The sequence below is a fragment of the Mycobacterium sp. 1274761.0 genome, assembly GCF_001668615.1.
Lineage (GTDB): Bacteria > Actinomycetota > Actinomycetes > Mycobacteriales > Mycobacteriaceae > Mycobacterium.
In genome coordinates, this window is sequence record NZ_LZMC01000077.1 from 1 (window position 1) to 12,694 (window position 12,694).

11 protein-coding genes are annotated in these 12,694 nt (G+C 67.5%); 5 read left to right on the forward strand and 6 right to left on the reverse strand.

Annotation, left to right across the window (positions count from 1 at the left end):
• Positions 1–2,203: ATP-dependent zinc metalloprotease FtsH (gene ftsH, locus A5651_RS16615; RefSeq protein ID WP_369803963.1), on the reverse strand; the 2,203-nt coding region annotated here is incomplete at its 3' end.
• Between the two features lie 254 nt (positions 2,204–2,457).
• Between ftsH and A5651_RS16620 the strand changes: the two genes are divergently transcribed.
• The 3 genes from A5651_RS16620 to A5651_RS16630 are packed head-to-tail and all read left to right on the forward strand — an operon-like array spanning position 2,458 to position 5,145.
• Entirely contained in the window at positions 2,458–3,354 is an 897-nt protein-coding gene (locus A5651_RS16620) for an alpha/beta fold hydrolase (protein ID WP_066983097.1), read from the forward strand.
• Entirely contained in the window at positions 3,354–4,373 is a 1,020-nt protein-coding gene (locus tag A5651_RS16625) for a zinc-binding dehydrogenase (RefSeq protein ID WP_066983039.1), read from the forward strand. The genes A5651_RS16620 and A5651_RS16625 overlap by 1 nt, the downstream gene beginning before the upstream one ends.
• Positions 4,374–4,389: 16 nt before the next feature.
• On the forward strand, positions 4,390–5,145 hold the full coding sequence (locus A5651_RS16630) for an SIMPL domain-containing protein (RefSeq protein ID WP_066983042.1): 756 nt from the start codon (positions 4,390–4,392) through the stop codon (positions 5,143–5,145).
• On the opposite strand, the gene A5651_RS16635 is transcribed toward A5651_RS16630, so the two are convergent.
• From A5651_RS16635 to dacB, 5 genes are all read right to left on the reverse strand, one after another.
• Positions 5,142–7,358, reverse strand: coding sequence for a molybdopterin-dependent oxidoreductase (locus A5651_RS16635; RefSeq protein ID WP_066983045.1), 2,217 nt, complete (start codon positions 7,356–7,358; stop codon positions 5,142–5,144). The genes A5651_RS16630 and A5651_RS16635 overlap by 4 nt on opposite strands.
• A gap of 76 nt (positions 7,359–7,434) precedes the next feature.
• The gene (gene hpt / locus A5651_RS16640) at positions 7,435–8,049 is read right to left on the reverse strand and encodes a hypoxanthine phosphoribosyltransferase (RefSeq protein ID WP_082943812.1); all 615 of its coding nucleotides are present in this window, start codon (positions 8,047–8,049) and stop codon (positions 7,435–7,437) included.
• A gap of 12 nt (positions 8,050–8,061) precedes the next feature.
• A complete protein-coding gene (gene tilS, locus A5651_RS16645; RefSeq protein WP_066983049.1) occupies positions 8,062–9,027 on the reverse strand; it encodes a tRNA lysidine(34) synthetase TilS in 966 nt (321 codons plus the stop codon).
• Positions 9,006–10,061, reverse strand: a complete 1,056-nt coding sequence (locus A5651_RS16650; protein WP_066983052.1) for a zinc-dependent metalloprotease — start codon at positions 10,059–10,061, stop codon at positions 9,006–9,008. The genes tilS and A5651_RS16650 overlap by 22 nt, the downstream gene beginning before the upstream one ends.
• On the reverse strand, positions 10,049–11,428 hold the full coding sequence (dacB, locus tag A5651_RS16655; protein ID WP_066983055.1) for a D-alanyl-D-alanine carboxypeptidase/D-alanyl-D-alanine-endopeptidase: 1,380 nt from the start codon (positions 11,426–11,428) through the stop codon (positions 10,049–10,051). The genes A5651_RS16650 and dacB overlap by 13 nt, the downstream gene beginning before the upstream one ends.
• A gap of 175 nt (positions 11,429–11,603) precedes the next feature.
• Between dacB and A5651_RS16660 the strand changes: the two genes are divergently transcribed.
• Both A5651_RS16660 and A5651_RS16665 read left to right on the forward strand, forming a co-directional pair.
• Positions 11,604–12,092, forward strand: coding sequence for an inorganic diphosphatase (locus tag A5651_RS16660; protein WP_066983058.1), 489 nt, complete (start codon positions 11,604–11,606; stop codon positions 12,090–12,092).
• 71 nt (positions 12,093–12,163) lie between these two features.
• Positions 12,164–12,685 (forward strand): 2-oxo-4-hydroxy-4-carboxy-5-ureidoimidazoline decarboxylase, encoded by a 522-nt coding sequence (locus A5651_RS16665; protein ID WP_066983100.1) that lies wholly within the window; start codon positions 12,164–12,166, stop codon positions 12,683–12,685.
• Positions 12,686–12,694: the final 9 nt, after the last annotated feature.

Consider the following 12,694-nt stretch of genomic DNA (forward strand, 5'->3'; position numbering starts at 1 on the left):
ACTGGTGCTGGTGAAGCAGATCCCGTTGTACTCCACCTGCGAGCACCACCTGGTGGCATTCCACGGCGTGGCCCTGCGGCTGATACTGACCCTGCGGGGACTGCGGCGGCCAACCCGGCGCGTGCCAGCCAGCGGGTGCGCCGTAATCGGGTTGGGTGGGGCCGTTCGGAGTTCCGTTGGTACCTGCGCCATTCGAGCCGTTGGGGCGCGCTGCCTCCGCGGCTTTCGTCGCCTGGGCGATCGCGGCCTTGAAGGCGGGCTCCGGCACTGGCTTCGGCCATTCCTCACCGCGTTCGATCGCCAGCTCGCCCGGCGTCTTGATCGGCGGCTTGTCGGACGGGATGCGCCCACCGAAATCGTCGAACATCGTCAACCGCGGCCGCTTCTTCACGTCAGAGAAGATGGCCTCGAGCTCGGCGCGGTGCAGCGTCTCCTTCTCCAGCAGCTCACCGGCCAACGTGTCGAGCACGTCGCGGTATTCGGTGAGCACCTCCCACGCCTCGGTGTGGGCGGCCTCGATGAGCTTGCGCACCTCGTCGTCGATGATCTGCGCGACCTCGTGCGAGTAGTCGGCCTGCGTGCCCATCGTGCGGCCGAGGAACGGGTCGCCGTGTTCGGTGCCGTAGCGCACGGCGCCGAGCTTGGAGCTCATGCCGTACTCGGTGACCATTGCGCGGGCGATCTTGGTGGCCTGCTCGATGTCTGAGACGGCGCCGGTCGTCGGCTCGCGGAACACGAGCTCCTCGGCGGCACGGCCGCCCATCGCGAACACCAGCCGGGCGATCATCTCCGAGCGGGTCATCAGGCCCTTGTCGTCTTCGGGGACCGCGACGGCGTGGCCGCCGGTGCGTCCGCGGGCCAGGATCGTCACCTTGTAGATCGGCTCGATGTCGGGCATCGCCCACGCCGCCAGCGTATGACCGCCCTCGTGGTAGGCGGTGATCTTCTTCTCCTGCTCGCTGATGATGCGGCTCTTGCGGCGCGGTCCGCCGACGACGCGGTCGACGGCCTCCTCGAGCGCGGGGCCGGTGATCACGGTGCCGTTCTCGCGGGCGGTCAGCAGCGCGGCCTCGTTGATGACGTTGGCCAGGTCGGCGCCGGACATGCCGACCGTCCGCTTGGCGAGGCCGTCGAGGTCGGCGTTCTCGGCGATGGGCTTGCCCTGCGAGTGCACCCGCAGGACCGCGCGGCGGCCGGCCAGATCGGGGTTGGACACCGGGATCTGGCGGTCGAAGCGGCCCGGCCGCAGCAGGGCCGGATCGAGGATGTCGGGCCGGTTGGTTGCCGCGATCAGAATCACGCCTGCGCGGTCGCCGAAGCCGTCCATCTCGACCAGCAGCTGGTTGAGGGTCTGCTCGCGTTCGTCGTGGCCACCACCGAGCCCGGCACCGCGCTGACGACCGACGGCGTCGATCTCGTCGACGAAGATGATGCAGGGGCTGTTCTGCTTGGCCTGTTCGAAAAGGTCGCGGACGCGGGAAGCACCGACGCCGACGAACATCTCGACGAAGTCGGAGCCGGAAATCGTGAAGAACGGCACACCGGCCTCGCCTGCGACGGCGCGGGCCAACAGCGTCTTACCGGTGCCCGGCGGGCCGTAGAGCAGCACGCCCTTGGGGATCTTGGCGCCCAGGGCCTGGTAGCGGCTGGGGTTCTGCAGGAAGTCCTTGATCTCGTAGAGCTCTTCGACCGCCTCGTCGACGCCGGCGACGTCGGCGAACGTCGTCTTCGGCATGTCTTTGGAGAGCTGCTTGGCGCGCGACTTGCCGAACCCAAAGCCCATCCGGCCGCCGGTCTGCATGCGGGAGAACATCACGAACAGGCCGACCAGCAGCAGCAGGGGCAGTAGGTAGATCAGCAGCGAGCCGAAGATGTTGCCCTGGTTGACGACCGTGTTGACCTTGGCGTTCTTGGCCTGCAGCGCGTTGAACAGGTCAACCCCGAACCCGGTCGGGTACTTGGTGATGATCTTGTCGCTGTTCTGGGTGTCGTCGTTGCCGCTTTTCAGCTCCAGACGCACCTGCTGCTCGCGGTCGTCGATCTGCGCGCTCTTGACGTTGCCGGCGTTGATCTGGGACATCGCCACCGACGTGTCGACGGGCTTGTAGCCGCGGGTGTTGTCACTGAAGTAGAAGAACGACCAGCCCAGCAGCAGCACCACCGCGATGATGGTGAGCGTGCGGATCACATTTTTTCGGTTCATGCAGCTTTCAGCCCTCTGGGCGACGTCCTTCCATACATGCAGCTCGAATAGTCAAGGCTACCGCTAGACCAACGTCCAGCGGTTCCCGACGGTTTCCCGCCGCCGTTCGCTGGCCCGCATGCTCGCCGCGCTCCAGATCGGCCGCACCGTCTGGTGCTGCGCGACCTCCACGAGTGATCGCCTCGACTGTGCGGTTTCGGAGGAAAACCAACCCTCTGGCCTCCGAAACCGCACAGTCGTGCTTGGCTGACGTCGTGCTCACCACGACCGAGCGGATGGTCGACGTCAACGGCGTGCAGTTGCGGGTGGTCGAGGCCGGCGATCGCGAAGCACCCGTGGTGGTGCTGGCCCACGGCTTCCCTGAGCTGGCCTACTCGTGGCGACACCAGATCCCAGTCCTCGCCGACGCCGGCTATCACGTCATCGCCCCCGACCAACGCGGCTACGGCGGCTCCAGCAAACCCGACGCCGTCGAGGACTACGACATCCACGCTCTCACCGGCGACCTCGTCGCCCTCCTCGACGACGTCGGCGTGCGGCAGGCCGTGTTCATCGGCCACGATTGGGGCGCGATGGTCGTGTGGCATACCGCGCTCCTGCATCCCGACCGCGTCCGCGCGGCCGCGGGCCTGTCCGTGCCGCCCATCCCCCGCGCCCGATCCCGTCCCACGCAACGCTGGCGGGAGAAATTCGGCGAAGACTTCTACATGCTGCGCTTCCAGCAACCAGGCCTGGCCGACGCCGAGCTCGAAGCCGACGTCGCCGCCACCATGCGGGGCATGTTCGCCGGGCTGATCGGCGGCGACGCGCCGCTGCCCGACTGGATCAGCGACGAGGAGTTCGACCACTACGTAAGGGCATTCACCGAGACCGGTTTCACGGGTGCGCTGAACTGGTACCGCAACTACGACCGCAATTGGGAATCGACGCCGCAGCTGGCCGACACGCAGATCACCGTGCCGGCGCTGTTCGTCAGCGGCACCGCCGATCCGATCGGACCGACGATGAACCCCGCCCGCGCGAGGGAAGTCGTCGTCGGGCCGTACACCGAACAATGGATCGACGGCGCAGGCCACTGGGTGCAGCAGGAGCGGCCCGACGACGTCAACCGAATCCTTCTGGCGTTCCTCCGCGAAGTCGAGGGGTCGTAATGCGGGCGTCGGTGCTGCGCGACGGCCGGATGGTCCTGCGCGACGATGTCGCCGAACCGGTACCCGAAAGCGGGCAGGTGCTCGTGGCCGTCAAGGCGTGCGGGATCTGCGGCTCGGACCTGCACTTCGCAACCCACGGTGAGCAGATGGTCCGGCTGACCCGCGAGATGAGCGGCATGCCGATCGAAGGCGGCCTGCAGGTCGATCTCACCCAAGACGTGTTCATGGGACACGAGTACAGCGCCGAGGTACTGGAGGCGGGGCCCGATACCGACGCACCGCCTGCAGGAACCATGGTGACCTCGCTGCCGGTCTTGTTGTCGCCGAAAGGTTTTGATCCGATTCTGACGAGCAACACCACACTCGGCGGTTTCGCGGAACGGATGCTGTTGTCCGCCCCGCTGCTGCTCAAGATTCCCAACGGCCTCGACCCGGGGCACGCGGCGCTGACCGAGCCAACGGCGGTCGGCCTGCACGCGGTCAATAAGTCTTCGATCGAGCCCAAAGACACCGCCCTGGTGGTCGGCTGCGGGCCCATCGGTCTCGCGATCGTCGCTTCGCTTCGCCGCAAAGGCGTGGAAAGTATTGCGGCGGCTGACTATTCATCCACACGCCGGGAATTGGCATTGACGATGGGTGCCCAACAGGTGCTGGACCCGGCGCAGGCGTCGCCGTTCGACAGTGTCAAGCCTTCGCTCGTGTTCGAGGCCGTCGGCACACCGGGAATCATCAACGACGTGATGCGGCGGGCACCCATGGGCACCCGGATCGTCATCGCCGGGGTGTGCATGCAACCGGATCCGATACTGCCGCTGTTCGGCATCGCCAAGGAGATCAGCGTTCAATTCGTCAACGCCTACGACGCAGGGGAGTTCGCCGAATCGCTGCGCGCCATCGCCGAGGGTGAGATCGATGTCGCGCCGCTGATCACCGGCGAAGTCGGCCTCGACGGCGTCGGTGGCGCATTCGACGACCTCGCTCACCCCGACACGCAGTGCAAGATCTTGGTGAAGCCCTGACGGTAGGGTGCCAGGCATGCCGATCGCAGCGACAGCGAAACTTGCGAACCGTTTGATCGTCTTCGTTGCGGCGGGGTTGGCCGTCGCGGCCTTGTCGGCGTGCGACGCCACATCGAAGTCGGGACCCTCTCTTGTTCCGACCGCCGACCCAAACACCCGCCAGGTCACCGTCGTGGGATCCGGCGAGGTGCAGGGCAGGCCGGACACGTTGAACGCCAACGTCTCGATCGAGGCCAGCGCGCCGGATGTCACGACGGCCATGAACCAGACCAGCGAGCGGATGCAGGCGGTGATCGACGCACTGGTGAACTCGGGTATCGACCGCAACGACATCGCCACGACCAACGTGACCCTGCAACCTCAGTACGGCGGCGGCGACAATTCGGCGATCGTCGCCTACCAGGCGAGCAATTCGATCACGGTCAAGATCCGCAATCTGAACAACGCGTCGCAGACGCTTGGGCTGATAGGCACCACCGGCGGCGACGCGACCCGCATCAGCTCCGTCAGCTACGCCATCGACGACGATTCGCAACTGGTCAAGGATGCGCGCACCCGCGCCTTCGACGACGCCAAGGATCGCGCCGAGCAGTACGCGCAGCTGGCGGGACTCACGTTGGGCAAGGTCATTTCGATCTCCGAGTCGTCGGGCACCACCCCGCCGACCCCGATCCCGACGCCGATGCCTCGCGCGGCGATGGAGGCCGTACCGGTGCAGCCGGGCCAGCAGACCGTCAGCTTCTCGGTCACGGTGATCTGGGAGTTGACCTAGTCCGCGGCAGCGATGTCGACCGGGATGCCGTTGAGTACCGCCGTGCCCGACAGCGGGTCCAGTGTGGCGCCGTCATTGAGCTGGTTGACGTTGACCCCGGGCTGGCCGGCCGCCAGCCGTTGCCCCGTGCCGCCGCGGTCGTGACCCCAGCCGTGCGGTAGCGACACCACGCCTCGGCGCATCCCAGGCATCGGCTCGACCGGGGCCAGCACTTCACCGCCGGGACCCTTGACCTTCGCGGTGTCGGCCAGTCCGAGTTCGGCGGCGTGGTCGGGATGTATCTGCAACGTGCACCTGTTGGTTCCACCGGACAGGGCGGCCACGTTGTGCATCCAACTGTTGTTCGACCGCAGGTGGCGTCGGCCGATCAGGACGAATGCCGGAGCCGTCTCACCGAGCGAGTCCCGCAGCCGCTGGGCGTCGGAGATGAACGGCTCCGGCGCGAGTTCGATTCTGCCGCTTGGTGTTCGAAGCACTTCGGGCAGCCGCGGCTGCAACGGCCCGAGGTCGATGCCGTGCGGTGCCGCCTTGAGGCGAGTCAGGGTCAGACCGTCGGGCCGTGCGCCGAACGCGTCGCCGTAGGCGCCGAGTCGCAGCATCATGTCGAGACGGCGTTCGTAGCCCCGGCCCGGGGGCAGCATCGCGATCAACTCATCGACGGGTCGGCCTGCCACCGGCGAATGGTCGTCGGCGGATTCCTTCGCCAGCGTCGTCGCGATGACTTGTTCGTCGACCAACGACGGATCGGCGTCGACGCCGAGGCCGTAGAGGATCAGCGCGACGCGGGACAGGATTTCGGCCTCGTCGGGGCGGCCGTCGAGCGGCAACACCGGCGGCGAGTAGCGGACGTTGTTGCGCACGGCGAGGTTGTTGAGGGCGAAGTCGAAATGCGGGCTCTGCGACGGTGGCGGCGGTGGGAGGATGACATCGGCGTGGCGGGTGGTCTCGTTGAGGTAGGGGTCGACGCTCACCATGAACTCGAGGGCATCGAGAGCGCCGTCAAGCCGATTGCCGTCGGGCGCAGACAACACGGGGTTACCGGCGATCGTGATCATCGCCCTGATTCGGCCGTCGCCCGGGGTGTCGATCTCCTCGGCCAGTGCAGCGGCAGGCATTTCGGACAACACCTCGGGATGCCCGGATACGCGGCTGTGCCAGCGTCCCGTACGAAAGCCGCGGCCCGGCTTCGGCGGCCTGGGCGCGGGTGCCGTCGCGCCGAGCGGGAACATCGCCCCGCCTGGCCGGTCGAGATTGCCGGTGAGAACGTTGATGACGTCGACCAGCCAACTGGCCAACGTGCCGAATTCGACTGTCGACGTACCGATTCGGCCGTAAACCGCGGCCGTCGGCGCAGCAGCCAACTCGCGGGCCAGCACGCGGATGTCGTCGGCGGGTACACCGCAGTGCTCGCTGACGCGCTGCGGGGAGAACCCGTCGGCGAGGTCGTGAACGTCGTCGACGCCGTTCACCAACTCGGTGAGATTTGTTGTGGTCAGCCCTTCTTCGAAGAGGACGTGCACCACCGCGAGCAGCAGGGCGGCGTCGGTGCCTGGCCGCGGGGCGATGTGACGGTCGGCGAACTCGGCCGTGCGGGTGCGGGCGGGGTCGATCACGGTGAGCCTGCCGCCGCGTTGGCGTAGCGCCCTCAGCTTGCCCGGGAAGTCGGCCGCGGTGGCCAGGCTGCCATTGGAGACAAGGGGATTCGCGCCAATGATCACCAGATAGTCGGTGCGGTCCAGGTCGGGCACCGTGAAGGCGACGGGGCTGCCGAACATGTAGCCGAGCGCCACATGTTTGGGCATCTGGTCCAGGGTGCTGGCCGAGAACACCTGACGGGTGCCGAGGCCGCGGATGATCAGCGGTGGGTACAGGCTGCCGGCGACGGTGTGCGCGCTCGGGTTGCCCAGATATACGCCGACCGACCCGCCGCCGTGCTCGCCGATCACGTCGCCGAGTCGCTCCGCGACGACGGCGAACGCGTCGTCCCACGTCGTCCCGGTCAGCACACCGTCGCGCCGCACCAACGGCCGCGTCAGCCGGTCGGGATCGTTGTCGAGTTCGGCGAAGCTCGCGCCCTTCGGGCAGATGAAACCGGCGCTGAAGACGTCATCGCGGTCGCCACGCGCCCCGGTCAACCGGCCGTCGGCGATCGTCAGCGTCAGGCCACAGGTGGCCTCGCACAACGGGCAGATGCGTAGCGCGGTCGCAGTCATCTCACTCACCTATCCCGCGAAACGGAATTCCAGCACGTGTTCTCTCGCACTTTCGGTGCTGGAATATCGTTTCGCGTCAGTACTCCTCGTACACCTTGGGGTCGAGCGTGCCGATGTAAGGCAGATCGCGATAGCGCTCGGCGTAGTCCAGCCCATAGCCGACGACGAACTCGTTGGGGATGTCGAAGCCGACGTAGGCGATGTCGACGTCGTCGCGCACGGCGTCGGGTTTACGCAACAAGGTGCACACCCGCAGCGATCGCGGGCCCCGTGTGGCGAGGTTGCGCAGCAGCCACGACAGTGTCAGCCCGGAGTCGACGATGTCTTCCACGATCAGCACGTCGCGGTCGTTGATGTCGCGGTCGAGGTCTTTGAGGATGCGCACCACGCCCGACGATGACGTCGAGGAGCCGTAGGAGCTGACAGCCATGAACTCCAGCTGCGTCGGCAGCGGGATCGCCCTGGCCAGGTCGGTGACGAAGAAGACCGCGCCTTTCAGCACGGTGACCAGCAACAGGTCTTGGTTGCTGGCGGCGATGGTGTCGCGGTAGTCAGCGCCCAGTGCAGCGCCCAGCTCGGCGACGCGCGTCTTGACCTGATCTTCGGAGAGCAACACCGACTTGATGTCGCCCGGATACAGCTCCTCAGATGGCACTTCCACAGCGTGCCACGTGTGCCCGCCCTCGACCAACGTGAGCTCGTCCTAACCCCTGACCGGTTCGCGGTACATCACCAATTCACCGGCGCGGCGTCCCGCGAACAGCCGCTCGTTGCGCAGCGGGGAGCCGACGGCCACCCCGCCCTGGCCGCGCCAGTCGGTGACCAGGGCGTCGACGGCGCGGATCTGTTTGTCGGTGAGGTCGCTGGCTCCACCGGCCAGCAGCCAGCCGCGAATCACCCGGCGGCGGATCGCGTCGGGGAGCGCCGCCAGCTGTGTGGCGAGAAGCCCTTCCCCGCCACAGGCAACCAGCGCCGATTGCGCGAGTTCGTCGAGCGTGTCGCTGTCCTCACGAAGCGCTGTCGCGGTGCGGGCGAGCGCCTCGGCGACGCCGCCACCGAGCACGTCTTCGAGCAGCGGCAGCACCTCTGTCCGCAGCCGGACGCGGGTGTAGCGGCGGTCGGCGTTGTGCGGGTCGCGCCACGGGTGCAGGCCCAACTCCTCGCACGCTTGGAGGGTGACCAGGCGCCGCACATCGAGCAGCGGACGACACCACGGCGGATCATGCGGGCGCATTCCCGCGATCGAGCGGGCACCGGACCCGCGGCCGAGGCCGAGTAGCACCGTCTCGGCCTGGTCGTCGAGGGTGTGGCCGAGCAGCACCGGCGCACCTGCTCGCGCCTCGTCCAGCGCCAGGTAACGCGCGGAGCGAGCGGCGGCCTCCGGACCGCCCGATGATCCGACCTCGACACAAACCACCTGCGCCTCAACGCATCCCAGCGTCATCGCCTGCTCTTTGGCGGTGGCGGCAACGCGCTGTGATCCCGGCTGCAACCGATGGTCGACGATCAGGGCTGTCGTCGGCTTGAGTTCGGCCGCCACCGCCGTCAAGGCAAGCGAGTCGGGCCCACCTGACAGCGCGACGCACCAGCGCTCGTCGGCACCGGCGTAGCGGCGGGCGAAGGACGCCACCGCGGTGCGCAACGTCGCTACAGCACCCGATCGATCCATCGCTGCGGCTCTTCGATTTCTGTTGGCAGCGGCAGGTTTTCGGGTCCGGACCAGATGGCGTTGAACCGGGGCATGCCCACCTTCTCGACGACATGGTCGACGAATGCCTTGCCGCGTGTGTACTGGCTCATCTTCGCGTCGATGCCTAGCAACGCACGCAACAACCGTTGCAGCGGAGGCTGTTTGCGGCTGCGCCGCTCGTCGAACCGTCGCCGGATGGTGCCCACCGACGGCACAACCGCGGGGCCTACGGCGTCCATCACGTGATCGGCGTGGCCTTCCAGCAATGTGCCGAGCACCAACAGCTGATCCAGCGCGCGCTGCTGCGGCTCGGACTGCACGGCGCGCAGTAGACCGAGCACACCGGCCGAATTGGGGTCGGCTGCAACCCCGTCACGGCGGTCGCGGACAAATGCGGCCAGCCTGTTGATCACCTCGGTGACGTCCTCGCCGCTCTCCTCGGTGAGCACCGCGAGCGCGTTGGACATGTGGTCGGCCAGCCATGGGTTGGCGCGGAACTGCACCCGGTGGGTGACCTCGTGCAGGCATACCCAGAGCCGGAAGTCGGCGGGCGACACCCGCAGCTGCCGCTCGACGGCAATCACGTTGGGATACACCAGAAGCAGTTCGCCGCCGTTCTCTGCGAACGGGTCGTACTGGCCGAGGATGCCCGAGGAGATGAACGCCAGCACCGCACCGGTCTGCGCGCCGGTGATGCGGCCGGTGATGAAGTGCGGCTTGTCACCATTGTCGCCGCCCGTCATCGTCCGCATCGACTGCGACGCGGCCCGGATCCATTCGGCTCGATCGATGATGCGGGCCTCGGGCACCTCGGCGCCCTCGTTGAGCCCGGTCACATCGCGCACGGGCATCTCGGCACGCAGTGCCGCGCTGGACAATTGGTCGATCACCTGGCGTCTGGTGTAGTCGGTGGCCGCCGGCCCCGGCTTGGCCAGTTTCGCGCCGACGGTGGCGGCGAAACCCCAGTCGACGGCCCGGCCCACCGTCACCTTGGTGGGGCTCATGATCCGCATCCGCACGATCGCAGGGTCGCGGCGAACGCGTCGATGGCGGTACGCCCGGTGGGCCCCGCGATGTTCGACAGCAGCGCGAACGTCAGCACCCGACCGCTGGCATCGGTGACGAAGCCGACCAACGAATTGGTGCCCGTCAGCGACCCGGTCTTGGCCCGCAGCCATCCGGTCGATGCGCGGCCGGCGTCGGTGTCGAGGAAGCGGTTCGACAAGGTGCCGCTGCCGCCGGCGATGGGCAACAGGTCCACCAGTGGCCGCAGCTTAGGCTGATCGGGACCCGCTGCGGCATTGACCGTTTCATCAAGAGTCTCGGCGGTGAGCCGGTCGTCGACCGACAGCCCGCTGCAGTCCATCAGGTGCGATCCGCCGGTGTCGATGTGGGCGTCGTTCAGCTCGTCGAGGACTGCTCGCACCGCGTCGTCGAAGCTCTGCGGCTTTCCGTGTGCGGCAGCCACTTCCCGGCCGATCGACTCCGCCATCACATTGTCGGAGTTGTTCATCATCTCGCGAAGGCGCTCAATCAGCGGCGGTGATTGGACCGACCCGATCTCATCACCGTCGAACGCGGTCGACATCACCGTGACGGTGGCCGGGTCGACCCGCAGCGCGGTGGCCAGCGCGCGGCCGGCGTCGAGCGCGGGTGTCCTCGACCGCGCTGAGTCAACGCTGACCGGCTGTGTGCGGCCGCCGTCGAGCATGACCGCCTCCATCGGGGCCATGTCGCCGCCGTCGATGTCGAGCGGATCCCATCCGGGCGCCATCGTCGGCCCGCTGAACGCGCTGATGTCGACGGCCACCGACGTCACCTTCGTGCCGCTGCGCAGCACCTGATCGGCCAGATCACTGATGCGGGCCGCGTCGCGGTACCACGTGGCCTGTCCCGTGGGCGCCGCCGACAGTGTCGGGTCGCCGCCACCTTTGAGCACGACCACGCCGGGCCGGTGGTCGGAGGCCAGCACCGTGGTGGTGAGCCGGGCGTCGCGGTCGAGGCCGTGCAACGCGGCCGCGGTGGTGAGCACCTTGGTCACCGATGCCGGCTGCATCGGCACGTCGGCGCGCTGGGCCCACAGCTGTTCGCCGGTGGCCGCGTCGGTGATCCTGCCGGTGAAGTTGCCGAGGTTCGGATCGGCCAGCGCCGCCGCCAGGGCTGCGGCCAGCTTGTCGGGGGTGGGTTTGCCCGCAGAGTCCGACACTGGCTTGATGTCGGGGTCGGCGGTGGCCAGCGGCGGGTCCGGCGGGATGGCGCTGGCGTCGCTGGGCTTGCCGCCGCGAAGCAACGCCGCCGTGACCACCACCGCGACGACCAGCAGCACCACGGACACCCCGATCACGATGTGGGTGGACCGTCGCCACTGGGTGGGACGCATGCTTCTCCTGACTTCAACCTGCTCCAGCAGGGTATCCGCTGGCAGGAAATCGACCTCAGCCGCGGCGGGTGTGCCCGTCGCACCTCCCTCAGGGGCAGTGAGTGGAAATGGTATTCGGAGTTTCGTCTAGGGTTGCTGCGTCCCCAACAGACCGAGCAGGCAAGGAGCCGCGACGGTGGAGTTTGACGTTGTCATCGAGATCCCGAAGGGCTCGCGCAACAAGTACGAGGTCGACCATGATTCCGGTCGGGTCAAGCTGGACCGCTATCTCTACACGGCCTTCGGTTATCCGACCGACTACGGCTTCATCGAGAACACCCTCGGCGAGGACGGCGATCCGCTCGACGCGCTGGTGCTGCTGCCTGAGTCGGTGTTTCCCGGATGCATCGTCGAGGCGCGGCCGGTGGCGATGTTCCAGATGACCGACGAGGCCGGCGGCGACGACAAGGTGCTCTGTGTACCAGCGGGCGACGGGCGGTGGGACCACATCAAGGACGTGGGTGACGTGCCGCAGTTCGAGCTCGACGCGATCAAGCACTTCTTCGTGCACTACAAGGACCTCGAGCCGGGCAAGTACGTGAAGGCCGCCGACTGGGCCGGCCGCGAGGACGCCGAAGCGGAAGTCACCCGCTCGATCGAACGCTTCAAAGCGCAGGGCCACTGACGCGGCCGTAAGTTTTCCTTGCTGTAACACGGCGTAACGCCGGTGTGCTCTGGCGCTCGCATCATGAGTCTGTGTTGCTGCATCAGGGCATCGGATTGGACGTCTTCAACGACATGCCGATACGCCGCGCTGTGCACGCCCTCTACGAGTGCTGCTACAGCGTGCCGCTGGCCGCCGACATCGCTCGCGGACGGCCGTACCCCGACCGTGAGGCGCTGTACAGGCAGGCCGACGAGCTGTTGTTCGGGCTGTCCGAGGCGTCCATCGACTCGATCCTGCAGGCCTATCCCGACGTCGGGCGCCGCCCCGGCAGCGAGAAGTCGGCGGCCGAGCAGTGCGCGATCTGCGACGAGCGGCCTGAGGTGATGAGCGAGCTGGCCGCCGCGTCGAAGCACTATCTGGACCACTTCGGGTTCGGGTTCGTCATGTTCATCAACGGCTACTGCGCTCAGGACGTGCTGGCCGCGATCGCCGACCGCATGCACCACGACGTCGACACCGAGCGCAAAGTGATCCGCAACGAGTTGGCCAAGATCAACCGCACCAGGCTGGAACGCATGCTGGGCCCCGAAGGCGGCTACGACAACTGGTGATTCGCCCGG